Source organism: Acidovorax sp. LjRoot118, from assembly GCF_964253575.1.
In the GTDB taxonomy this organism is placed as follows: domain Bacteria; phylum Pseudomonadota; class Gammaproteobacteria; order Burkholderiales; family Burkholderiaceae_C; genus Acidovorax.
On record NZ_CAXURB020000001.1, the window covers coordinates 721,148 to 742,739 of the forward strand.

At 68.5% G+C, this 21,592-nt stretch carries 21 protein-coding genes; 12 read left to right on the forward strand and 9 right to left on the reverse strand.

What is annotated here, in order from left to right; all coding sequences use genetic code 11:
• Positions 1–112: 112 nt before the first annotated feature.
• From ACSQ9E_RS03415 to ACSQ9E_RS03425, 3 genes are all read left to right on the forward strand, one after another.
• Positions 113–1,045 (forward strand): DUF3034 family protein, encoded by a 933-nt coding sequence (locus ACSQ9E_RS03415; RefSeq protein WP_436220180.1) that lies wholly within the window; start codon positions 113–115, stop codon positions 1,043–1,045.
• Between the two features lie 193 nt (positions 1,046–1,238).
• Positions 1,239–1,676, forward strand: a complete 438-nt coding sequence (locus ACSQ9E_RS03420) for a group I truncated hemoglobin (protein ID WP_057202067.1) — start codon at positions 1,239–1,241, stop codon at positions 1,674–1,676.
• 11 nt (positions 1,677–1,687) lie between these two features.
• The gene (locus ACSQ9E_RS03425; protein ID WP_235514439.1) at positions 1,688–2,422 is read left to right on the forward strand and encodes a cupredoxin domain-containing protein; all 735 of its coding nucleotides are present in this window, start codon (positions 1,688–1,690) and stop codon (positions 2,420–2,422) included.
• A 10-nt stretch (positions 2,423–2,432) separates the two neighbouring features.
• On the opposite strand, the gene ACSQ9E_RS03430 is transcribed toward ACSQ9E_RS03425, so the two are convergent.
• The 8 genes from ACSQ9E_RS03430 to ACSQ9E_RS03465 all read right to left on the reverse strand — a co-directional run bounded on the left by ACSQ9E_RS03430 (position 2,433) and on the right by ACSQ9E_RS03465 (position 10,316).
• Complete coding sequence (locus ACSQ9E_RS03430) at positions 2,433–3,359, reverse strand: c-type cytochrome (RefSeq protein WP_436179405.1); 927 nt, start codon at positions 3,357–3,359, stop codon at positions 2,433–2,435.
• A 184-nt stretch (positions 3,360–3,543) separates the two neighbouring features.
• Positions 3,544–4,611, reverse strand: coding sequence for an ABC transporter substrate-binding protein (locus tag ACSQ9E_RS03435; RefSeq protein WP_427999661.1), 1,068 nt, complete (start codon positions 4,609–4,611; stop codon positions 3,544–3,546).
• A 51-nt stretch (positions 4,612–4,662) separates the two neighbouring features.
• Entirely contained in the window at positions 4,663–5,835 is a 1,173-nt protein-coding gene (locus ACSQ9E_RS03440) for an NAD(P)/FAD-dependent oxidoreductase (protein WP_436216921.1), read from the reverse strand.
• Positions 5,832–7,229 (reverse strand): FAD-dependent oxidoreductase, encoded by a 1,398-nt coding sequence (locus ACSQ9E_RS03445; RefSeq protein ID WP_436216922.1) that lies wholly within the window; start codon positions 7,227–7,229, stop codon positions 5,832–5,834. Before ACSQ9E_RS03445 ends, ACSQ9E_RS03440 begins: the two co-directional genes overlap by 4 nt.
• Positions 7,226–7,537 (reverse strand): (2Fe-2S)-binding protein, encoded by a 312-nt coding sequence (locus ACSQ9E_RS03450; RefSeq protein ID WP_057202072.1) that lies wholly within the window; start codon positions 7,535–7,537, stop codon positions 7,226–7,228. The genes ACSQ9E_RS03445 and ACSQ9E_RS03450 overlap by 4 nt, the downstream gene beginning before the upstream one ends.
• 4 nt (positions 7,538–7,541) lie before the next feature.
• Entirely contained in the window at positions 7,542–8,336 is a 795-nt protein-coding gene (locus tag ACSQ9E_RS03455) for an ABC transporter permease (RefSeq protein ID WP_057202073.1), read from the reverse strand.
• Positions 8,337–8,364: 28 nt separating this feature from the next.
• Positions 8,365–9,225 carry an ABC transporter permease gene (locus tag ACSQ9E_RS03460; RefSeq protein ID WP_057202074.1) on the reverse strand — a complete coding sequence of 287 codons (861 nt, stop codon included), beginning with the start codon at positions 9,223–9,225 and terminating at the stop codon, positions 8,365–8,367.
• On the reverse strand, positions 9,222–10,316 hold the full coding sequence (locus ACSQ9E_RS03465; RefSeq protein ID WP_436216923.1) for an ABC transporter ATP-binding protein: 1,095 nt from the start codon (positions 10,314–10,316) through the stop codon (positions 9,222–9,224). The genes ACSQ9E_RS03460 and ACSQ9E_RS03465 overlap by 4 nt, the downstream gene beginning before the upstream one ends.
• A gap of 249 nt (positions 10,317–10,565) precedes the next feature.
• On the opposite strand from ACSQ9E_RS03465, the gene ACSQ9E_RS03470 reads away from it, so the two are divergent.
• The 3 genes from ACSQ9E_RS03470 to ACSQ9E_RS03480 all read left to right on the forward strand — a co-directional run bounded on the left by ACSQ9E_RS03470 (position 10,566) and on the right by ACSQ9E_RS03480 (position 12,435).
• Positions 10,566–11,426, forward strand: coding sequence for an IclR family transcriptional regulator (locus ACSQ9E_RS03470; RefSeq protein WP_057202076.1), 861 nt, complete (start codon positions 10,566–10,568; stop codon positions 11,424–11,426).
• 91 nt (positions 11,427–11,517) lie between these two features.
• Complete coding sequence (locus ACSQ9E_RS03475) at positions 11,518–11,913, forward strand: MAPEG family protein (RefSeq protein WP_436216924.1); 396 nt, start codon at positions 11,518–11,520, stop codon at positions 11,911–11,913.
• Between the two features lie 135 nt (positions 11,914–12,048).
• Complete coding sequence (locus ACSQ9E_RS03480) at positions 12,049–12,435, forward strand: TipAS antibiotic-recognition domain-containing protein (RefSeq protein ID WP_436216925.1); 387 nt, start codon at positions 12,049–12,051, stop codon at positions 12,433–12,435.
• Here ACSQ9E_RS03480 and ACSQ9E_RS03485 read toward each other — a convergent pair.
• The gene (locus ACSQ9E_RS03485) at positions 12,430–13,350 is read right to left on the reverse strand and encodes a LysR family transcriptional regulator (protein ID WP_436216926.1); all 921 of its coding nucleotides are present in this window, start codon (positions 13,348–13,350) and stop codon (positions 12,430–12,432) included. The two genes, ACSQ9E_RS03480 and ACSQ9E_RS03485, sit on opposite strands and share 6 nt — an antisense overlap.
• A gap of 197 nt (positions 13,351–13,547) precedes the next feature.
• Here ACSQ9E_RS03485 and amaB point away from each other — a divergent pair, with 197 nt between their 5' ends.
• The 6 genes from amaB (at position 13,548) to ACSQ9E_RS03515 (ending at position 21,576) form a co-directional block, all read left to right on the forward strand.
• Positions 13,548–15,083 (forward strand): L-piperidine-6-carboxylate dehydrogenase, encoded by a 1,536-nt coding sequence (amaB, locus tag ACSQ9E_RS03490; RefSeq protein WP_436216927.1) that lies wholly within the window; start codon positions 13,548–13,550, stop codon positions 15,081–15,083.
• 32 nt (positions 15,084–15,115) lie between these two features.
• A complete protein-coding gene (locus ACSQ9E_RS03495) occupies positions 15,116–16,291 on the forward strand; it encodes an NAD(P)/FAD-dependent oxidoreductase (RefSeq protein WP_436216928.1) in 1,176 nt (391 codons plus the stop codon).
• 79 nt (positions 16,292–16,370) lie between these two features.
• Entirely contained in the window at positions 16,371–17,270 is a 900-nt protein-coding gene (locus ACSQ9E_RS03500; protein WP_436216929.1) for an amino acid ABC transporter substrate-binding protein, read from the forward strand.
• Positions 17,267–18,493, forward strand: a complete 1,227-nt coding sequence (locus ACSQ9E_RS03505) for a pyridoxal phosphate-dependent aminotransferase (RefSeq protein WP_057202082.1) — start codon at positions 17,267–17,269, stop codon at positions 18,491–18,493. The genes ACSQ9E_RS03500 and ACSQ9E_RS03505 overlap by 4 nt, the downstream gene beginning before the upstream one ends.
• 50 nt (positions 18,494–18,543) lie before the next feature.
• Complete coding sequence (locus ACSQ9E_RS03510) at positions 18,544–20,241, forward strand: thiamine pyrophosphate-binding protein (protein WP_436216930.1); 1,698 nt, start codon at positions 18,544–18,546, stop codon at positions 20,239–20,241.
• Between the two features lie 66 nt (positions 20,242–20,307).
• Positions 20,308–21,576 (forward strand): Y-family DNA polymerase, encoded by a 1,269-nt coding sequence (locus tag ACSQ9E_RS03515; protein WP_436216931.1) that lies wholly within the window; start codon positions 20,308–20,310, stop codon positions 21,574–21,576.
• Positions 21,577–21,592: the final 16 nt, after the last annotated feature.

The following is a 21,592-nucleotide window of genomic DNA, read 5'->3' on the forward strand; positions in this document are numbered from 1 at the left end:
TTGCATCCAGCCGTGAACACGGTGCGTAATGGAAGGTGCAACATCTGCTGACAGCACCGACATCCCCGGAGACGCCCCGATGAAAACACTGCCTCCTTCCTCCCTTTCGCCCATGGCCCGGGCGCTTGCCCTGGGCCTGGGCATCGGCCTTGTCGCGGTGGCCGGCGCCGCCCGCGCCGACACCGGCAAGCTGCTTTTGACCGGCGGCGTCAGCACCATTGCCGGCTCGGCCGGTGGCGGCCTCACACCCTGGGCCGTGATCGGCAGCAATGCCACCCAGGGCGAAGTCGGCTTCAGCGGCTACGCCACGCGTGTCGGCACCCAGGACTACAGCCTGACCGGCTACGGCGTGGCGGTAGGCTTGTACGACCGGGTCGAACTGTCACTGGCACGGCAGGATTTCGATGCCTCGCCAGCACTCGCGCTCAATGGGGTCGCCGCCTTCGGCGTCACGCCGGGCCAGCACATCAAGATGGACGTGGTGGGCCTGAAGGTCAAGGTCGCTGGCGACGCCGTGCTCGACGCCGACACCTGGATGCCGCAGATCGCGGTGGGCATCGAGCACAAGCGGGCCAGCCCCGGCTCCATCCAGTCGGTCTACAACTTCCTGGGCGTGAAAGACAGCGGCACCGATCTGTACGTGAGTGCCACCAAGCTGTTCCTGGCCCAGAGCCTGCTGGTCAATGCCACGCTGCGCTCCACCAATGCCAACCAGAACGGGCTTTTGGGCTTCGGCTCTGCCGCGCCCGGCAAGAACGGCCGCAGCCTGCAGCCCGAGTTTTCGGTGGCGTACCTGGTGAGCAAGAACGTTGCCGTAGGGGCTGAATACCGCTTCAAGCCCAACAACCTGCAGGCGCTGGGCGCTTCAGCGGGTCTGGGCGCCGGGCTGCGCGAGGACGACTGGAAAGACCTCTTCGTGGCCTGGGCCCCGAGCAAGCACCTGTCGTTCACACTGGCCTACGTGGACCTGGGCCGCATCGTGCCCGGCGTTACCCAGGGCCGGCGCCAGACGGGCTATTACCTGTCGGCCCAGGCCGCGTTTTGAAATGAAACACCCCCTGAGTCGCTTCGCGCCTTCCCCCTCTCTCGACTCGCTGCGCGAGTCGGGAGGGGGACGCCCCCAGCGCGGCGGGGCGGCCCTTGCGCGGGGGCACTGGCCTTGGCCGCGCCAGTTTCGTGCGTCGCGGGTGGCGTGCAGCACATTTAACAACGGATACCTGGTAGTTTTGGAGACAGCCATGAAAAAGACCCTGATGGCCTTTGGCCTTGCCTTCGCCAGCCTGCTGGCAGCCCCCGCCCTGGCCCAGTCCGCAGCCCCCGCTGGCCTGTACCAGGCGCTGGGCGAAAAGCCCGGCATCACCCGGCTGGTGGATGACTTCGTGGACCGCGTAGTGAAAGACCCGCGCATCGGTGCCCATTTCAAGGACGTCAAGCCCGCAGCCCTCAAGGAGAGCCTGACCGACCAGTTCTGCCAGCTCAGCGGGGGGCCTTGCAAATATGAAGGCGCCGATATGAAATCGGCGCATGCGGACATGGACATCAACAAGGGCCATTTCCACGCACTGGTCGAGGTGCTGCAAGGCTCCATGGACGCGCAGGGTATTCCCTTCGCGCAGCAGAACCGCTTGCTGGCCTTGCTGGCACCCATGCACCGCGACGTGATCACCGTTCGCTGAGGAGGATGCCCATGATGACGAAAAGTGCGCTTCTCGCCTTTGCCGCATTTGCTGCGGCCACTGGCGCCCTTGCCGGCAATGTGCAGATCCAGGTCCTGGACAGGGACGGCAAACCTGTGCCCGATGCCGTGGTGGTGGTCTACCCCCCGGTCGGTGCAGGTACCGCACCGACCCTCATGGCGCCCAGCCCGGTGATCGAGCAGGAAAAGATGCGCTTCGTGCCCGCCGTGACGGTGGTGGTGCCTGGCACCACGGTGCGTTTTACCAACCAGGACCGCTGGGACCACCATGTGCGCGGCAACTCCGCCACGCCCGTGGCCAGCGCGGCGCCAGGCGCCAGCGGCTTCGAATTGCGGCTGGCGGGCAAGGCCGATGGCAAGCCCGCCAACTTTGCCGACGCAAAGCTCGACGCTGCCGGCGTGGTGCTGTTGGGTTGCCACCTGCATGGTTCCATGCGCGGGCACATCTTCGTGACCGATTCGGCCTGGACGCTCAAGACCGACGACAACGGCATCGCCCGCTTTGCCAGCGTGCCGGAGGGCGCGGCCCAGGTGCGTGTGTGGCATGCCGAGCAACTGGTGGACCTGCCGCGCAAGGCCGTGCAGGTGCTGGCCACGCCGGTGCTCGACACGGTGCAACTGAGCGTGGTACCTCGCGTGCGCCGTGCGCCGCCTCCGTCCAGCGCACCGGGTGGCCCGATGGGCTCGTACAGCCAGGCGCAGCCGCCGGGGCAGCACACGCACTGACTGGATCCATTCACCGGTTCAATGCCACCTCGGCTGCGGGGGGTGGGGGCATGCTGCCATCGGCGGGCAGGGCCTGCAGGTAGGCATACAGGGCGCGCGCATCCACATCGCTGAGCTGGCCCAGCGATTCGAAGGGCATGACCTGGATCGGCGTGCCATCGGGCCGCTTGCCGTTGCGCAGCATGGCCACGAAGCTTTCCACCGTGGGGTAGCGGGCCATCGCGCTGTCCTTGCCGGGGCGGATGTCGGCGGCGGCCGGCCAGTCCGGCGGGCCGCCGGGGATCTTGCCGCCCGCCAGGCTGGCGCCATGGCAGCCGATGCACATGTTCGCCACGTACTGTCCGTTGGCCACCGTCACGCCTGCGGGCACGGGGCGCGAGGGCGCCTGGTGGTGGTCGATGCGCGAGGCCGCGTCGGGAATCACGCCCAGGCCGTACAGCACCCAGGCGGGGCGCGGCAGCTCGATGGCAGCGGGCGTGCCCTCCTTGGCGGGCAACTGGCGCACATAGGACACCAGGGCGTTCAGGTCGTCGTTGGTCAGGCGGTTGTAGTCTTCGCTGGGCATCACCAGCAGCGGGCGGCCGTTGGGCTTGACGCCGTGGCGGATGGCGTTGTTCCAGTCCTCGGGCTGGTAGCGCGCCACCACGCCGGCCGGCGTGATGTTGGGGCCGGCCAGCCGGGTGCCCCTGCCATCGTTGACGAACTCGCGGCCCGTGCCCTGCGCGCCATGGCAGTCGGTGCAGCCGCGCGAGGTGAACAGGTAGCGCCCGCGCTCGATGGTCTGCGCCTCGGTGGTGTAGGCCACGGGGCGCGGCTTGATGTCGATGTAGCGGTTGCGCTTTTGCTCGGCCAGGTACAGGCCGGTGGCGGCCGTGGCGGCAACCAGCACGCCCAGTGCCAGGGCGCTGCCAGCCGTCCATTTCATCCAGCGTTTCATGGTGGGGAAGCCTTGTAGGAATGAGCTCAGAAACTCGATGGAGCGGATTCTGAATTCCTGCAGGCTGTTTGGCGCATCGCGCGCCAGAGGTGTCGGCAGGCTGGGTGACTTTTGTCACGGATGCCCGGATCGCGTGGCCCCACCAGGTTGCCGCGCGACCAGGATCCCCTGCCGCAGTCGCCGATCAGCGCTCGATGTTCTTGTTCCAGCGCGCGTTCCAGGCGGGCCGGTTGGCGTTCACGCTGTCCCAGTCCAGCGTCACGGCATTCTTCATCCACTGGCTGATCTGGGCCACCTGCGCTGCCCCTTCGCCCACGGCCGGGGCCTTGGGGTTGGTGGGGATCTGCGCGCCGAACTGCAGCACGTTGGCCTGGGCCAGCGGGCTCAGCAGGAACTCGGCAAGCTTTTGCGCCAGCTCGGGTTCGCTGTTGTTGGCGATCACGCACTGGCCCACCATCAGCACCACCGAGCCTTCCTTGGGCTGCGCGTACTCCACCGGGATGCCCTTGGACTTGAGCGCGGCCACGGCCGTGGGGGTCAGCGGGAACATCGCTGCCTCGCCGGTCTGCACCATCTCGGAGATCTTGGCCGAGCTCGGGATGTACTCGAGCACGTTCGGGCCGATGGTCTTGGCCCAGTTGTTGAAGCCGGGCTCCACGTTCTTGTCGTTGCCGCCCTGAATGCGGTTGAACATCAGAAAGCCATGCAGCCCGAAGGAAGAGGAGGGCATGGACTGGAACACCACCTTGCCCTTGTACTTGGGATCGGCGAAGTCCATCCACGAGGTCGGTGGCGCCCAGCCCTTCTCGGTGAACATCTTGGTGTTGTAGGCGATGCCCGTCATACCCAGGCTCACACCGCTGGCCAGGTCGTCCTTGAAGCGGGCGGCGGGGTAGATCTCATTGAGGTGGGGGTTGGGCCGCTGCTTCTGGCACAGGCCCATGCCCATGGCGCGCACCATGATGCCGTCGTCAAGAAACATCACGTGCATCTGCGGCCTGTCCTTGTTGGCCTGCGCCTTGGCCAGGATGTCCGACGAGGTGCCCGGCACCACCACCACCTTGGCGCCATGCAGCTTCTCGAACGCGGGAAAGACGTACTGCGTGTACGCCTTCTCCATTGTGCCGCCGTTCATGCCGATGTAGATCGTTTTCGTCTGGGCACCGGCCATGCCGCTGGCGGCCAGCGCAGCCGCCGCGGCTGTTGTCAGCAGCGCACGGCGCACAAAAGAGGTCTGGCGAGAAGAGGTCATGGGGTCTTTCCTTTCAGGGTGTTGGAAGGGTAGCGGTCAGGGGATCGAAACTCAATGGGCAGCAGCGGCTGCCGGGGCGCTGGCAGGGAAAAAGCGCCCGATGGAAAAGGCGTCGGTGGGTGTGCTGCTGCGGCCGTCGCGGGCCAGGTCGGCCAGCACTTCACCGGCAGCCGGGCCGATCTGAAAGCCCGCCCCCGCAAAGCCGAAGCCGTGCAGCAGGCCGGGCGTGGTGTGGCTCTTGCCGAGCACGGGCTGGCGGTCGGGCAGGTAGCCCTCGGTGCCGCTCCAGGTGCGGATGAAATGTGCGTGCTTGAGCACCGGCAGCAGCTCGATGGCCTGCACCGCCAGCGCCGCGATGGCGCTGCGCTCCGAGCGTGCACGGTCCGCATCCAGGCCAACGCCCGAACCGCCGCCCAGCACCAGGTTGCCGCGTGCCACCTGGCGGCAGTAGATGCTGCCGCCCTCCACACCCAGGCTCCAGTGCATGAAGAAGGGCAGGGGCTCGGTCACGGCCATGGCCGGGTGGCCCGACTGCAGTGGCACGGCCTCGCCGAACTGGGTGGCCAGCGGGCCCGACCACGCACCTGCGCAGTTGATGAGCATGGGCGCACGCACCGTGAGCGCGGAGCCCGAGCGCAGCGTGAACTGCCGGCCGTCGTGCTCCACCTCGGTCAAGGGCGTGCGCTCGAAGATATGGGCGCCCGCGCGCCGGGCGGCCAGTGCGAACGCGGGGGACACCAGGCGCGGGTTGGCCTGCCCGTCCTCACGGCAGAGCGATCCACCCACGGCCTTGCCGCCCAGCCAGGGGCAGCGCTCGCGCAGCCCCTGGCCCGAGAGCAGCTCGATCCCGAGGCCGTAGTCGCGGCTCATGGCCTCGTAGCGCTCCAGCGCAGCCAGGTCGTCTTCGCTGCGCGCAATCTTGAAATGGCCGGTGCGCTGGTACTCGCCATCGGTGCCCAGCAGCTCGGGCAGCCGGCCCCAGATTTCGTGGGCACGCTGTGCCAGCGGCAGTTGGCTCAGGGGGCGGCCCTGGCGGCGCACGCCGCCGTAGTTCACGCCGCTCGAGCGCGAGCCGCACAGGTCGCGTTCGAGCAGCACCACGTCCACGCCCCGGCGGCGCAGTGCGAGTGCCGCCGAGGCGCCCACGATGCCGCCGCCGACGATGGCCACGTCGGTGTCCATCAAGCGCGGGTTGCTGGTCAGGTGGGGTGCGGCGGCGCTCATGCAGCGGCTCCGGTGTGCTGGCTGGCGGCCTGCAGGTGGATGGGAATCGGCTTGATCGGTGCCTGGCCACGCAGCCGGCCCACCAGTTCCACCGGCTTGCCGGTGGCGTGGGCCAGGATCTCCGCCGCCGCCACGCCGCAGCTGCGGCCCTGGCAGCGCCCCATGCCCACGCGGGTCAGCGCCTTCAGGCGGTTCATCTCGTCGGCGCCAGTCTCGCGCACGGTGGCGCGCAACTGGCCGGCCGTGACGTTCTCGCAGCGGCACACCACCAGCTCGTCGGGTGCCTGAGCGGCCCAGTCGGTGGGGAAGGGAAAGGCCCGCTCCAGCCCCTCGCGAAAGCGCGCCAACCGGGTGAGCTTGTCCTCGAGTTCCTGGGCGCGGGCGGTGTCCACGGACCCCCCCTGGTCGGCTAGCAAGGCCAGGGCGGCACGCTCGCCGGCCCACTCGGCCGCATCGGCACCCATGATGCCCGCGCCGTCGCCTGCCAGGTAGACCCCCGCCACGCTGGTGCGGCCGGCGCCATCGCGCTCGGGCAAATGGGCTCGCTGCAGGGGCGCCCAGGCAAAGCGGCAGCCCAGCAGGTCGGCCAGTTGGGTCTCGGAACGCAGGGCGTAGCCCAGGCCCACGGCGTCGCAGGCCAGTGTGTGTTCGCGCGTACCGTCGCTCCACACCACGCCATCCACGCGTTCGTCACCCAGCACGCGCACGGGGCGCACGCCAGTATGGATGGGCACGCCATGCGCGCGCAGCCAGCCCACGTAGTACACGCCCTTGGCGAACACGGCGGGCTGGGTCAGCATGGCCGGCACGGCGGCCACCTGGTCGGCCAGGCGCGCAGTGTCGAGCACGGCTGCCACGGTGGTGCCGGCGCGTGCGTACTGGTAGGCCACCAGGTACAGCAGCGGCCCGGTGCCCATCAGCACCACCCGGCTGCCGATGGTGCAGCCCTGGAACTTGAGCGCCACCTGCGCGCCGCCCAGGCTGTAGACACCTGGCAGCGTCCAGCCCGGCACGGGCAGCACCCGGTCGGCCGCGCCGCTGGCCACGATGAGCTGGCGGTAGGGCACGCTGCGCGTGGTCTGCGTGGTGCAGTGCAGCACGTCGAGGAAACCGCCCTGGGCGTTCCAGACCAGGCTGTCGGGGTGGTAGTCGATCTGGTCCGCAATGCCGTCGAGCGCGGCATGCACGGCGGTGGCGCGCGCGGCTTCGGTGCCGTACAGGGCCGACGCCGGACGCTGGAAGTGCGCGGGTGGGCGCCGGTAGATCTGGCCGCCCCCACGCGCCGCTTCGTCGAGCAGCACGGGGCGCACGCCATGCGCGGCCAGGGTCTGCGCGGCGCGTATGCCGGCGGGGCCTGCGCCCACGATCACGGCCTGCAGGGTGGGGTTGCTCATGCCGCGCCTTCCCCGGTGCGCAGGGCCATGCCCGGCGCGATGAAGGTGGCGCAGGCGCGCAGGCGCTCGCCGCTGTCGGTCTGCACCCAGCAGTCCTGGCAGGCGCCCATCATGCAAAAGCCGGCGCGCGGCTCGTGGCTGAACTCGTTGTGGCGCAGACGCGCCTGCAAGGTGAGGATGGCGGTGAGCACGGTGTCGCCTTCGAGGGCGCTGGCCGGCTGGCCATCGAGCATGAAAGGCACGGCCTTGCGCGCGGTTTCGGCCACGCGGCGCAGCAGTGGCAATGCAGGGGAGGTCGTCGTGGCCATGGGCTTACTTGCGCCCCACCAGCACGCGGTCCAGGCCGTAGACGCGGTCCAGCAGCACCATGGCGAAGGCCGTCACGGCCACCATCAGGGCCGACACGGCAGCCATCAGCGGGTCGATGGATTCGGTGGCGTACATGTACATGCGCACCGGCAGCGTCACCGTGCTCGGCGAGGTGACGAAGATCGACATGGTCACCTCGTCGAAGCTGTTGATGAAGGCCAGCAGCCACCCGCCGGTGACTCCCGGCAGGATCATCGGCAGCGTGATGCGCGTGAACACCGTGGCCTGGCTGGCACCGAGCGAGAGTGCCGCGTGCTCGGCGCTGCGGTCGAACCCGACCAGCGCCGCCACCACCAGGCGCAGCGTGTAGGGCGTGACGATGAGCGCGTGCGCCAGCACCAGCCAGCCGAAGCTGCCCGTGCCGCCCACCAGCGCGAACAGGCGCAGCAGGGCCACGCCCAGTACCAGGTGCGGAATGATCAGCGGCGACAGGAACAGCCCGTTGAGAAAGCCGCGCCCAGGGAAGTCGTAGCGCGTGATGGCAATGCCCGCGGGCACGGCCAGCACTGTGGCCAGCGTGGCCGACGCGAGCGCCAGCCACAGGCTGTTCCAGAACGACTGCACGAAGTCGGGGTGCTCGAACACCGCCCTGAACCAGCGCAGCGAGAACTCGGTGGTCGGCAGGGTCAGTGTGTTCTCGGGCGTGAAGGCCACCACGCACACGACCACCAGGGGCGCGAGCATGAAGGCGATGACGAGGGCGTTGAACGCCAGGGCGAGGGGGCCGTTCTTGTGCATGGTCAGATTTCCTGCGGGATCGTCATGGTCATCCCAACGCCTTCTTGTAGCGGCCTTCGACGAGGCGGTTGTAGCTCAGCATCACCACCAGGTTGGCCACCAGCAGGGTCAGGGCCACGGCCGCGCCCAGCGGCCAGTTGAGTTCGTGCAGGTACTCGTCGTAGACCACGGTGGCCACCATCTTCAGGCGCCGCCCACCCAGCAGGCCGGGGATGGCGAACGAGCTGGCCGCCAGCCCGAACACGATCAGGCTACCCGAGAGGATGCCCGGCAGCACCTGCGGCAGCACGATGCGGCGCAGTGTGGTGAAGGGCGATGCCTTGAGCGACAGGGCCGCGTTCTGCACCCCCGGGTCGAGCTTTTGCAGCGAGGTCCACACGGGGATCACCATGAAGGGCAGCATCACGTGGACCAGCGCCACGATGACGGCGATCTCGGTGTAGAGCATCTTCACCGGGCCGATGCCGACGAGCTTGAGCGTCCCGTTGACCAGGCCCTCGGGCCCGAGCAGCATGCTCCAGCCGAAGGCCCGCACCACCACCGAGACCAGCAGCGGGGCCAGCACCACCAGCAGCAGCACCGAGCGCCAGGGGTTGCCCATGCGGCTCAGGATGTAGGCCTCGGGCGCGCCGATGGCGACGCAGATCACGGTGACCAGCGCCGAGATCCAGAAGGTGCGCCAGAAGATGGCGTGGTAGTACGAGTCGGTGAACACGTGGGCGTAGTGCTCCAGCGTGAACTCGCCGGCCTTCACGCCCGTCATCGGGTCGAAGGCATTGAACGACAGCACGGCCGTGAGCGCCAGCGGCACCAGCAGCAGGCAGGTGAACAGCACCAGCGCCGGGGCCGACAGCCACCAGGGCACGGCCTTGCGGGTGGCGCTGCTCATGGGGCCACCTCGGCCTCGGGTTCGGCCACGGCGGCCTCGTCGGCGGGCAGCAGGCGCATGCAGTGGTCAGGCCAGTCCACACCGGTGCGATCGCCCTCGTTGAGCGCGTTGCGGCCGTCATTGGGCACCAGCACCATCAGGTCGCCCACGGGCGTGGCTACGCGGTACAGCCACTGGCTGCCCAGGAAGAAGCGTTCGCCCACCTCGCCGTCGAGCCGGCCCTGCACGGCGGGCACCAACTGCAGCTTCTCGGGCCGCACGCTGAGCAGCACGGCGGCGCCGGGTCGAAACTCCGGGCCCTCGACCTGCACCGCCAGCGAACCCACCGCCACATGGGTGCGTGCCGCGCCGCTGGCCGTGACCTTGCCTGGCAGCAGGTTGGCCTTGCCCACGAAGGTGGAAATGAAGCGCGTGCGCGGGTGCTCGTACACGCGGTGCGGGTGGTCGATCTGCGTGGCGCGGCCGGCCTCCATCACCACCACGCGGTCGCTGATGGACATGGCCTCGCTCTGGTCGTGCGTGACCATCACGGTGGTCGCGCCCACCTTGCGCTGGATCTGGCGCAGCTCGAACTGCATTTCCTCGCGCAGCTTGGCATCAAGGTTGGACAGGGGTTCGTCGAGCAGCAGCACGGGCGGCTCGATCACCAGCGCGCGCGCCAGCGCCACGCGCTGGCGCTGGCCGCCCGAGAGCTCGCGCGGGAAGCGGGTGGCATGGGCTTCCAGGTGCACCAGGCCCAGCGCCTGGGCCACGCGCTCCTTGCGCTCGGCCTTGGGCATCTTGCGCATCTCCAGGCCGAAGCTCACGTTGTCGGCCACCGTCATGTGCGGAAACAGGGCATAGCTCTGGAACACGATACCGAGGCCGCGCGTGTTGGCCTTGGCGTGCGTGATGTCGCGGCCGTCGAGTTCGATGCGGCCGTTGGTCACCGCCTCGAAGCCCGCCACCATCTGCAAGGTGGTGGTCTTGCCGCACCCCGAGGGGCCCAGCAGCGAGACGAACTCGCCTTTTTCCACCGAAAGGTTCATGGCCTGCACCGCGCAGGTGCTGCCATAGAACTTGGTCACGTCAGTGAGTTGAAGGAAGGACATGCACGGGCCTTTCTGGTCGCTGTTTCATCGCTGCGCGGCGGCGGTCCACCCGTGCCTGCCCCGTGTATGCACCGGTGCGGTGCGGGTTTCAGCGTTCTGTGGACTGTCTTGCGCTTTCGATTCAATGTATTGCAGTAATCAGGCCAGCTTGCATCGGGTATTCCATTAAACAGAATTTTTATTGAATTTATTCCGTTTAATGGAATATGATGCACTTCGAAAATGCCATCTATTCCACAGGAGCAGTGCATGGAACCAGCTTCGACCTCCACGGGCGGCGTGCCCCGCATGTTTGCCGTCATCCGCGCCCTGGCCGAGGTGCAGGCCGAGGGCGGGCGGGTCACCCAATTGGCGCGTGCCGTGGGCCTGACCCAGGGCACGACGCACCGTTTGCTGCAATCGCTGGTGGCCGAGGGCATGGCCGAGCAGGACGAGCGCAGCAAGCTCTACCGGCTGTCCACCGAGTTCTTCGCGCTGGCCGCCAAGGCCGGCAACCCGGGCGACCTGCGCAGCCTGTGCCGCCCTGCGCTGCTGCGCCTGAGCGCGAGCCTGGGCGACAGCATCTTCCTCTTGGTGCGCAGCGGGTTCGATGCGATCTGCCTGGACCGCAGCGAGGGGCCATTTCCCATCCGGTCATTCACGGGTGACATCGGCGGGCGCGTGGCACTGGGGGTGGGGCAGGGTGCCTTGTCCATCCTGGCCTTCCTGCCCGAGGCCGAGCGCGAGGAGGTGATCCGCTTCAATCTCTCGCGGGTGCGCGAGTACGGCGTGTACGACGAGGTCTACCTGCGCACCGAGATCGAGCGCGTGCGCCAGACGGGCTATGCCGCCCGCAACACCGGCCTGCTCGAAGGCATGGCCGGCGTGGGTGTGCCCGTGCTTGACCGCGAGGGCCGCGCCGTGGCCGCGCTCAGCGTGGGCACCATCTCGGCGCGCCTCAATGAGGACCGCCTGCCCACCGTGGTGGAGCTGCTCAAGCGCGAGGCGGCGGCCATAGGGCCGCGCATCCATCCCTTCGATGCCACCTTGCGCCGCCCCGCGCAAAGCCTGGCGGGGCAGCAGCCCGAGCAGCGCCTGGTGCCCGGCGGCGTGCCAGCCTCGCCGAACTGAGCCCGGCGGCGCGGGGGCGTATGCTGCGGGCTCCTGCCCTGTCCAGGTGCGATGGATGCGGCGCTTTCCACCACCCTTGTCCCAGGCTGCCATGAACCCCATCCTCACCCTCGTCGTGTACTTTGCCATCATCACCTGGCTGCTGGTGGTCTTGGCCAGCCTGATCCGCGCCCGCGCCTGGACGCCCTCGGGCCTGCTGCTGGCCTTCGGCAACCGCGACCATCTGGCCGATCCGGGGGTCTTTGCCGGCCGCGCCGAGCGCACGGCGCGCAACAGCTTCGACAACCTCGTGTTCTTTGCCATCCTGGGCCTGGCGGCCACTGCCAGCAACCGCACCGGCAGCCAGGTGGTGCTGGGCGCCCAGGTGTTCTTCTGGGCGCGCATGGTCTACGTCCCGGTGTACTACATCGGTATTCCGTATGTTCGCACGGCGACCTGGGCCGTGAGCATTGCCGGGCTGGCGATGATGGCGGCGGCTCTGCTGTAGTTCGCCCGCAACGTGCGCGGTGCGAATGGTGGGCGGCGGTGACGCCCGGCACAGCGGGTGGCATGGATCTGCCACCGCAGCACGGTGCACGGCCTACATTCGGTGCTCATTCCTCTACGGCCAAGTGCCGCACCCATGACCACACTGCACGACGCCAGCCCCGAATACCTCCAGCAATGCCGCAACGCGCAAGCCGCTGAACAAGCCGCCTCGCTGGCCGCCACCAACCAGTGGGCCCATGTCGACAAGGCCCGGGCGCACCAGGATTTCCAGCGTTTCTATGAGGAACTGGCGCCGCTGATCGACAGCGCCGAGCCTTTTGCGCCGGCCATCCAGGCCCTCATGGCGCGGCACCATGCCATTGCGTCACGCTTCTATGCGCCGTCACGCGAGGCCTATATCGGCACGGCACTGTTCTATGCCGACAACCCCGACATGAAGGCCTTTCACAATGCCTACCACCCGCGCATGGTGGCGTTTCTCGGAGAGGCCATCCACGCCTACGCACAGAGCCATCTATAGGGTGGAGTGGGCGGCAGTGGCGATGCCCGCACACTGCGCCAGCAGCCAGTCCCTGAAGGCCTTGACCAGCGGGGTCTGTGCGCGCGCCTCGGGGTAGACGAGGTAGTAGGCCTCGCTGCTGGTGAGCACGTCGGTGGACAGGGCCACCAGGGCCCCCGAAGCGAGCTCGCCCTCGATCAGAAAGCGCGGCAGCAGCGCCGCCCCCAGGCCCGACACGGCCGCCTGCGCGATCATCGAGAACTGCTCATAGCGCGGGCCACGCAGCGCCTGCGGGGTGGGGGCGCCCAGGCGCTCGAACCATTCCGTCCATTGCGTGGGCCGGGTGTTCTGCTGCAGCAGCACGGCGCCTGCCAGGTCGGCCGGCGTGCGCAAGCCCTGCTGGGCGCGGTAGTGGGGGCTGCACACGGGCAGCACCTCTTCGTGCATCAGGTACTCGCACACGGCGCCGGCCCAGTGCGGTGCGCCGAAGTGGATGGCCGCGTCCATCGGCTCCTGCGCGAAGTCGAAGGGCTCGGAGCGGGCCGAGAAGTTCACCGTGGCATCGGGGTACAGCGCCATGAAGCCCGACAGCCGCGGAATCAGCCAGCGTGTGCCCAGCGTGGGCAGCACCGCCAGGTTGAGCAGGCCGCCCGCGCTCGAAAACGCCATGGCCTTCTGCGTGGCGGCCGACAGCTGCTGCAGCAGGGCGCGCACGTCGGCGGCGTAGACGCGGCCGGCATCGGTCAGCACCACGCGCTGGCGCACGCGGTGGAACAGGGCCATGCCCAATTGTTCCTCCAGCTGGCGTATCTGGCGCGATACCGCGCTCTGCGTGAGGTGCAGTTCCTCCGCTGCGCGCGAGACGCTGGTGTGGCGTGCCGCCGCCTCGAAGGCGAGCAGGTCGCCCACGGGTGGCAGGAAGGTCTTGCGAAACATGGCTATTCATGCTCATCGGGAATAATTCTCAGGGTTTACACCGCTGGCGCACCGCTGTGGTGCCTGCCTCATCCCCGAAGTGGGCACAGGTGTTGACGTGACTTGATTCTATTTGCGAATCAAGTTGTTCCAATTTTTTGCTATCTGCCACCCGGCGATTGGGCGATATTGGGCGCATTGATTTTTGGAATGCTGCCATGTCCGCACCCTCTGCTGTCTCCCACTCCCTCGTGACCGATGTCGATGCACTGCTGCAGCGCCTGGGCGTGCCGCGTGCCGCCTACACCGGCGGCGACCTGCCGGTGCGCTCGCCCATCACCGGCGAGGCCATCGGTGCCGTGCACGAGGTGTCGGCTGCCGACGCCACCGCCGCCATCGCCCGCGCGCAGACGGCCTTCCTGGCCTGGCGCAACGTGCCGGCCCCGCGCCGCGGCGAACTCGTGCGCCTGCTGGGCGAAGAACTGCGCGCCGCCAAGGACGACCTGGGCCTGCTCGTCACGCTGGAGGCCGGCAAGATCCCCTCCGAAGGCCTGGGCGAGGTGCAGGAGATGATCGACATCTGCGACTTCGCCGTCGGCCTGTCGCGCCAGCTCTACGGCCTGACCATCGCCACCGAGCGCCCGGGACACCGCATGATGGAAACCTGGCACCCGCTGGGCGTGTGCGGCGTGATCTCGGCCTTCAACTTCCCCGTGGCCGTGTGGTCGTGGAACGCGGCCCTGGCCCTGGTCTGCGGCGACTCCGTGGTGTGGAAGCCGTCCGAGAAGACGCCCCTCACCGCCCTGGCCACGCATGCCATCGCCCAGCGCGCACTGGCCCGCTTCGGCGATGCGCCCGAGGGCCTGCTGGAGCTGCTGATCGGCCAGCGCGCCATCGGCGAGGTGCTGGTGGACGATGCGCGCGTGGCCGTGCTCTCGGCCACCGGCTCCACCGCCATGGGGCGTGCCGTCGGCCCGCGCCTGGCCGCGCGCTTTGCCCGCGCCATCCTGGAGCTCGGTGGCAACAACGCCGCCATCGTCGCGCCCACGGCCGACCTGGACTTGGCCCTGCGCGGCATCGCCTTCGCGGCCATGGGCACGGCCGGCCAGCGCTGCACCACCCTGCGCCGCCTGTTCGTGCACGACAGCATCTACGACACGCTGGTGCCGCAGCTCACCAAGGTCTACGGCAACGTGCAGGTGGGCGACCCGCGCGCTGCCGGCACCCTGGTCGGCCCGTTGATCGACCGCGCCGCGTACGACGGCATGCAGAAGGCGCTGGACGAAGCACGTGCCCTGGGCGCCACGGTGCACGGCGGCGAGCGCGTGCAGGGCGTGGGCGGCAGCGATGCCTACTATGTGCGCCCCGCGCTGGTGGAACTGCAAAAGCACGAAGGCCCGGCGTTGCACGAAACCTTCGCACCCATCCTCTACGTAGTGCGCTACAGCACGTTCGACGAGGCCATCGCCTGGAACAACGCCGTGGGCGCCGGACTGTCGTCCTCGATCTTCACCCTCAACGTGCGCGAGGCCGAGCAGTTCATGTCGGCAGCCGGGTCAGACTGCGGCATCGCCAACGTCAACATCGGCCCGAGCGGTGCCGAGATCGGTGGCGCCTTCGGCGGCGAGAAGGAAACCGGTGGTGGCCGCGAAGCCGGCTCCGACAGCTGGAAGGCCTACATGCGCCGCGCCACCAACACCGTCAATTACTCCACCGCACTGCCGCTGGCGCAGGGCGTGAAGTTCGACGTCTGAGCACAGCGCTAACGTTCGGGAGCACCACGGGCATGCCCATCGTGATCATCGGCGGCGGCGTCATCGGCAGCGCCATCGCCTACGAACTGACGCGCCAGCAGCCGGGCTGTGAGGTCGTGGTGGTGGAACGCGACCCGACCTACGCGCGGGCTTCCTCGGCCCTGTCGGCCAGTTCCATCCGCCAGCAGTTCTCCACCGACACCAACGTACAGATCTCGGCCTACGGCATCGGTTTTCTGCGCGACGTCGGCACGCTGCTGGCATGCAATGGCGACGTGCCCGGCATCGGCCTGCACGAGGGCGGCTACCTCTATCTGGCCACAGCGGCTGGCGAGGCCACGCTGCGCGACAACCATGGGCTGCAATTGCGCCATGGCGCCGACGTGGCGCTGCTCGACACGGCACAGTTGTCCGAGCGCTTTCCCTGGCTGGCACTGCAGGACGTGGCTCTGGGCTCGCTCGGCCTGTCGGGCGAGGGCTGGTTCGATGGCTACCTGCTGCTCACCGCCCTGCGCAAGAAGGCGCAGAGCCAGGGCGTGCGCTATGTGGCCGACGATGCCGTGGGCTTTGACATGTCTGCCAGTGATGGCGTGCAGCATGTGGCCGCCGTGCAGCTGAAAGGCGGCGCCGCGCTGCCCTGCAGCCATGCCGTGAACGCCGGTGGGCCCTGGGCTGCCGCCATCGCAGGCTGGGCAGGCATTGCCTTGCCGGTGGTGGGCAAGCGCCGCACCGTGTTCCATCTCTCCAGTCCGGCCCCACTGCCACGCTGCCCGCTGCTCATCGACACCAGCGGCATCTGGCTGCGGCCCGAGGGCCAGGGCTTCATCGCCGGGTTTGCGCCGCCCGCCGACCAGGATGAAGACTTCGCCCCGCTGGAGCCCGAATACCACGCCTTCGAAGAGCATGTCTGGCCCACGCTGGCAGAACGCATCCCGGGCTTCGGGGCACTGCGCATGCAGGGCGCCTGGGCCGGCTACTACGAGATGAACACCTTCGACCACAACGCCATCGTAGGCCTCTCCCCTGCCTGCGACAACATGGTGTTCGCCAACGGCTTTTCGGGCCACGGCCTGCAGCAGTGCCCTGCCGTGGGGCGGGGCGTGGCCGAGCTGTTGCTCACGGGGCGCTACCAGAGCCTGGACCTGTCGCCCCTGTCCATCACGCGCATTGCCGAGAAGCGGCCGCTGCTGGAGAAGAACGTCATCTGAACCTGGGGAACGCCGCGTTCGCGTGGCGCGCCCCATCGCTTTCCCAACGCCATCCACAACAACCACCGGAGACAACGACATGGCTTTTTCCCCCAACCGCAAAATGATGGCCGTGGCCCTGGCCGCACTGCTGTGCGCCGCAGGTGCCAGCGCCCAGACCACGCTCGAGAAAATCAAGGCCAGCGGCAAGGTCGTGCTCGGGGTGCGCGAGACCTCGCCCCCCATGGCCTATGCGCTGGGCGCCAACGAGAAATACGTGGGCTACCACGTCGAGCTGTGCGAGCGCGTGCTCAAGGAGATCGTGCCCGACGCCAAGCTCGAGTACATGGCCGTGACGGCTCAGAACACGCTGCCGCTGGTGCAGAACGGCACGCTCGACATCGGCTGCGGCCCGACCACCAACAACACCGCGCGCCAGCAGCAGGTGGCCTTTGCGGTGACCACCTATGTGAGCGAAGTGCGCATGGCGGTGCGCAAGGACTCGGACCTCAAGTCCGTCAGCCAGCTCGCGGGCCGCACCATTGCCGCGTCCACCGGTACCACGGCCGTGCAGTTGCTGCGCAAGCAGGAACGCGCCTTGGGCGGCGCGCCGGTCAAGACCGTGCTGGGCAAGGACCACCACGAAAGTTTCCTGTTGCTCGAATCCGGCCGCGCCGATGCCTTTGTGCTCGACGACAACCTGCTGGCCGGGATGATCGCCAACGCCAAGGACCCATCGGCCTACCGCATCGTGGGCGAACCGCTGGGCGCCGAGCCGATTGCGCTGCTGTTCCGCAAGGATGACCCCAGCTTCAAGGCCGCCGTGGACGGTGTGCTCACCCGGCTCATGCAGAGCGGTGAGATGGAAAAGATCTACACCAGGTGGTTCATGAACCCCATCCCGCCCAAGAACGTGGCCCTGAACCTGCCGCTGGGCACCACGCTGCGCCAGCTGTTCGCCGCCCCCAACGACAAGCCCCTGGAGTCCTACCAGCAATGAACGCCGCCATCCCCGCCACGGCCTTTCGCGCGGCCGACCGCATCAGCGCCATCGGCGTGTCGGACATCGTGCGCATCACCCAGGCCGCCAACGAGCTCAAGCGCCAGGGCCAGCCCGTGATCGTGCTGGGCCTGGGCGAGCCGGACTTCGATACGCCGATCCACATCCAGGAGGCCGCGCAGCAGGCCATGGCGCGGGGCGACACGCACTACACGGTGCTGGACGGCACGCCCGCACTCAAGGCGGCCATAGCGCTCAAGTTCCGCCGCGACAACGCCCTGGAGTTCGCCGCCAACGAGATCACCGTGGGCGCGGGTGCCAAGCAGGTCATCTACAACGCGCTGATGGCTAGCCTGAACCCCGGCGATGAGGTGATCCTGGCCGCACCCTACTGGACGTCGTACGCCGACATGGTGCTGATCGCGGGTGGCGTGCCCGTGGTGGTGCCGTGCAGCGAGGCCAATGGCTTTCGCATCACGGCCGAACAGCTCGAAGCAGCGATCACGCCGCGCACCCGATGGGTGTTCATCAACTCTCCCTCCAACCCCAGCGGCACGGCCTACAGCGCCGAGCAACTGCGGCCCATCCTGGAGGTGGTGCTGCGCCACCCGCAGGTCTGGGTGCTGGCGGACGACATCTATGAGCACATCCTTTACGATGGCCATGCGTTTGCCACGCCGGCGGTGGTGATGCCCGCGCTGCGCGAGCGCACGCTCACCGTGAACGGCGTTTCCAAGTCGTATGCCATGACGGGCTGGCGCATCGGCTACGGCGCGGGCCCGCGTGCACTGATTGCGGCCATGGCCGTGGTGCAGAGCCAGGCCACCTCGTGCGCCTCGTCCATCAGCCAGGCAGCGGCCGTGGCGGCCCTGACCGGGCCGCAGGACATCGTGGCCGAGCGCTGCCGCGAGTTCCAGGCGCGGCGCGACTTGGTGGTGGCCGCGCTCAACGCTTCGCCCGGGCTGCGCTGCCGCGTGCCCGAAGGCGCGTTCTACACCTTCGCCAGCTGCGAAGGCGTGCTGGGCCGCACCACGCCGGGCGGCGCCACGCTGCGCACCGATGCGGATTTTTGCGACTACCTGCTGCGCGAGTTCCACGTGGCGGTGGTCCCTGGCAGCGTGCTGGGACTGGCGCCGTACTTCCGGATCTCGTACGCTGCGTCCATGGCCGACCTGCAGGAAGCCTGCGCGCGCATCCGCCGTGCGTGCGATGCGCTGCGCTGACGGTTTGCCGATTTCTTTTTTGTTTGTTTCTCTCGTTCCGGAACCCTGACATGACCACGCCCTCCACCTCCAGCACCGCCGCCAGCCGCACGGGCGGCCAGATCCTGGTCCAGCAGCTCATCACCCATGGCGTGAAGCAACTCTTCTGCGTGCCCGGTGAAAGCTACCTGGCCGTGCTGGATGCGCTGCACGACGCCGACATCGCCGTCACCGTCTGCCGCCAGGAGGGGGGCGCGGCCATGATGGCCGAGGCCCAGGGCAAGCTCACGGGCCAGCCCGGCATCTGCTTCGTCACGCGGGGGCCGGGGGCCACCAATGCCTCGGCTGGCGTGCACATCGCGCACCAGGACTCCACGCCGTTGATTCTGTTCGTGGGCCAGGTGGCGCGGGGGGCGCTGGGGCGCGAGGCCTTCCAGGAGCTGGACTACAGCGCCGTCTTTGGCACCATGGCCAAGTGGGTGGTGCAGATCGACGACCCGGCGCGCGTGCCCGAACTCATTTCGCGCGCCTTCCACGTTGCCACCTCGGGCCGGCCCGGTCCCGTGGTGGTGGCTCTGCCCGAAGACATGTTGACCGAGGCAGCGGTGGTGGCCGATGCGCTGCCCTACCAGGTGGCCGAAACCCACCCCGGCGCCACGCAGATGGCCGAGCTGGCCGAGCGCCTGGGCAAGGCCAAGCAGCCCGTGGCCATTCTGGGCGGCAGCCGCTGGTCCGAGCAGGCCGTGCGCGAGTTCACAGCCTTTGCCGAGGCCTGGTCGCTGCCCGTGTACTGCTCGTTCCGCCGGCAGATGCTGTTTCCGGCCAACCACGCCTGCTACGGCGGCGACCTGGGCCTGGGGGTGAACCCCAAGCTGCTGGCGCGCATCCGCGCGTCGGACTTGGTGCTGGTGGTCGGCGGGCGCCTGTCCGAAGTGCCCTCCCAGGGCTATGAGTTGTTCGCCATTCCCAACCCCGTGCAGCCCATCGTGCACGTGCATGCCGACGCCGATGAACTGGGCCGGCTCTACCGTCCCGCGCAACCGATCCATGCCACGCCCCAGGCCTTCACTGCGGCGCTGGCCACGGTACGCCCCACGGCCGCCGTGCCCTGGCAGGTCCATGCCGAGGCCGCCCATGCCGAGTACCTTGCCTGGAGCGATACCACCCCCATCCGCATCCCCGGCGACCTGCAGATGGGCCAGGTGATGCAGCACCTCAAGGAGGTGCTGCCAGCCGACACCATCTTCTGCAACGGCGCAGGCAACTTCGCGACCTGGATCCACCGCTTCTGGCCCTTCACCACCTTTGCCAGCCAGCTGGCGCCCACCAGCGGGTCCATGGGCTATGGCCTGCCGGCCGGGGTGGGCGGCAAGCGCCTGTGGCCGCAGCGCGAGGTGGTGATCTTCGCTGGCGACGGCGACTTCCTGATGCACGGCCAGGAGTTCGCCACCGCCGTGCAGTATGGTCTGCCGATCATCGTGGTGCTGCTGGACAATGCCATGTACGGCACCATCCGCATGCACCAGGAGCGCGAGTACCCGGGCCGCGTGAGCGCCACCGCGCTCAAGAACCCTGACTTCAAGGCCTACGCCGTCGCCTTCGGTGGCCATGGCGAGCGTGTCACGACCACCGAGGAATTCGCCCCGGCCCTGGCCCGTGCGCGCGCCAGCGGCCTGCCCAGCGTGCTGCACTGCCTGATCGATCCCGAGGCCATCACGCCCACGGGCACGCTGCAGGGGATGCGCAACGCGGCACTCGCCAAGAAGTAATTCCGCTGCCCCAACCCTGTTGTCGGCTGGGCGGCTGACAGCAGGGTGGCGGCCCTTTTGCGCACAATGGAGGCCGTGACCTCCCTACCGCCCGACGAACCTTCCGCGCCGCGCCTGCGCCGCATCGCGCACCTGGACATGGATGCCTTCTTCGCCTCCGTGGAGCTGCTGCGCTACCCGCAGCTCAAGGGCCTAGCCGTGGTGATCGGCGGCGGGCGTCGCAAGGTGGACGAACTGCTGCACCAGACGCCCGACGGCGAAGGCCTGCGCGAGCCGCATTTCATCCCGGTGGACGACTTTCCCCTGCTCAAGGACTATGTGGGCCGCGGCGTCATCACCACGGCGACCTACGCGGCGCGGCAGTTCGGCGTGGGCTCGGCCATGGGCATGATGAAGGCGGCCAAACTCTGCCCCCAGGCCATCGTGCTGCCCGTCGATTTCGACGAGGTGCGCCGCTTCTCGCGCCTGTTCAAGAGCACCATCACGGACATCGCGCCCGTGATGCAGGACCGGGGCGTGGACGAGGTGTACATCGACTTCACCGACGTGCCGGGCGGCCAGCGCGAGGGCGGCAGGGTGCTTGCGCGGCTGATCCAGAAGAGCATCTTCGACGTGACGGGCCTGACCTGCTCCATCGGGGTGGCACCCAACCGGCTGCTGGCCAAGATGGCCAGCGAGTTCAACAAGCCCAATGGCATCTCCATCGTCTACGAGAACGAGCTTGAAACGAAGATCTGGCCGCTCAACGTGCGCAAGATCAACGGCATCGGTCCCAAGGCCGGCGAGAAGCTCGCGGCGCTGGGCATAACGACCATCGGCCAACTGGCCGCGCAGGAGCCGCAGTGGCTCATCGAGCGCTTCGGCAAGTCGAGCGGCGCCTGGATGCACCGCGTGGCCTGGGGCCGCGACGACAGCCCCGTGGTGACCGAGAGCGAGCCCGTGAGCATGAGCCGCGAGACCACCTTCGACCGCGACCTGCACGCCGTGCGCGACAAGGCCGAGCTCGGCCGCATCTTCACCGACCTGTGCGAACGCGTGGCCGGAGACCTGCAGCGCAAGGGCTATGTGGGCAAGACCATCGGCATCAAGCTGCGCTACGACGACTTCCGGATCGCCACGCGCGACCAGACGCTGGACCGCTACACCCAGGATGCGGCCACCATCCGCCGCACGGCCGGCCTGTGCCTCAAGCGGGTGCCGCTGGACCAGAAGCTGCGTTTGCTGGGCGTGCGCGTGGGCACGCTGGAGCGGGTAGGCGAGGTGCCCGACGGCCCGCTCGAACCACGCGCCCCCCGGGTGCGCGAGGCCGACCCGCACACCCGACCGCTGTTCTGAGGGCCGACGGGCGGGG

What these genes read in the sequence shown, in the direction of transcription:
- ACSQ9E_RS03460 (WP_057202074.1), bottom strand. Translation starts at nt 9,225, where the DNA reads ATGAGCAGCGCCACCCGCAAGGCCGTGCCCTGGTGGCTGTCGGCCCCG.
- ACSQ9E_RS03480 (WP_436216925.1), top strand. Translation starts at nt 12,049, where the DNA reads ATGACCACACTGCACGACGCCAGCCCCGAATACCTCCAGCAATGCCGC.
- ACSQ9E_RS03450 (WP_057202072.1), bottom strand. Translation starts at nt 7,537, where the DNA reads ATGGCCACGACGACCTCCCCTGCATTGCCACTGCTGCGCCGCGTGGCC.
- ACSQ9E_RS03415 (WP_436220180.1), top strand. Translation starts at nt 113, where the DNA reads ATGGCCCGGGCGCTTGCCCTGGGCCTGGGCATCGGCCTTGTCGCGGTG.
- ACSQ9E_RS03470 (WP_057202076.1), top strand. Translation starts at nt 10,566, where the DNA reads ATGGAACCAGCTTCGACCTCCACGGGCGGCGTGCCCCGCATGTTTGCC.
- ACSQ9E_RS03500 (WP_436216929.1), top strand. Translation starts at nt 16,371, where the DNA reads ATGGCTTTTTCCCCCAACCGCAAAATGATGGCCGTGGCCCTGGCCGCA.
- ACSQ9E_RS03465 (WP_436216923.1), bottom strand. Translation starts at nt 10,316, where the DNA reads ATGTCCTTCCTTCAACTCACTGACGTGACCAAGTTCTATGGCAGCACC.
- ACSQ9E_RS03430 (WP_436179405.1), bottom strand. Translation starts at nt 3,359, where the DNA reads ATGAAACGCTGGATGAAATGGACGGCTGGCAGCGCCCTGGCACTGGGC.
- ACSQ9E_RS03445 (WP_436216922.1), bottom strand. Translation starts at nt 7,229, where the DNA reads ATGAGCAACCCCACCCTGCAGGCCGTGATCGTGGGCGCAGGCCCCGCC.
- ACSQ9E_RS03495 (WP_436216928.1), top strand. Translation starts at nt 15,116, where the DNA reads ATGCCCATCGTGATCATCGGCGGCGGCGTCATCGGCAGCGCCATCGCC.
- ACSQ9E_RS03475 (WP_436216924.1), top strand. Translation starts at nt 11,518, where the DNA reads ATGAACCCCATCCTCACCCTCGTCGTGTACTTTGCCATCATCACCTGG.
- ACSQ9E_RS03435 (WP_427999661.1), bottom strand. Translation starts at nt 4,611, where the DNA reads ATGACCTCTTCTCGCCAGACCTCTTTTGTGCGCCGTGCGCTGCTGACA.
- ACSQ9E_RS03420 (WP_057202067.1), top strand. Translation starts at nt 1,239, where the DNA reads ATGAAAAAGACCCTGATGGCCTTTGGCCTTGCCTTCGCCAGCCTGCTG.
- amaB (WP_436216927.1), top strand. Translation starts at nt 13,548, where the DNA reads ATGTCCGCACCCTCTGCTGTCTCCCACTCCCTCGTGACCGATGTCGAT.
- ACSQ9E_RS03455 (WP_057202073.1), bottom strand. Translation starts at nt 8,336, where the DNA reads ATGCACAAGAACGGCCCCCTCGCCCTGGCGTTCAACGCCCTCGTCATC.
- ACSQ9E_RS03515 (WP_436216931.1), top strand. Translation starts at nt 20,308, where the DNA reads ATGGAGGCCGTGACCTCCCTACCGCCCGACGAACCTTCCGCGCCGCGC.
- ACSQ9E_RS03510 (WP_436216930.1), top strand. Translation starts at nt 18,544, where the DNA reads ATGACCACGCCCTCCACCTCCAGCACCGCCGCCAGCCGCACGGGCGGC.
- ACSQ9E_RS03425 (WP_235514439.1), top strand. Translation starts at nt 1,688, where the DNA reads ATGATGACGAAAAGTGCGCTTCTCGCCTTTGCCGCATTTGCTGCGGCC.
- ACSQ9E_RS03485 (WP_436216926.1), bottom strand. Translation starts at nt 13,350, where the DNA reads ATGTTTCGCAAGACCTTCCTGCCACCCGTGGGCGACCTGCTCGCCTTC.
- ACSQ9E_RS03440 (WP_436216921.1), bottom strand. Translation starts at nt 5,835, where the DNA reads ATGAGCGCCGCCGCACCCCACCTGACCAGCAACCCGCGCTTGATGGAC.
- ACSQ9E_RS03505 (WP_057202082.1), top strand. Translation starts at nt 17,267, where the DNA reads ATGAACGCCGCCATCCCCGCCACGGCCTTTCGCGCGGCCGACCGCATC.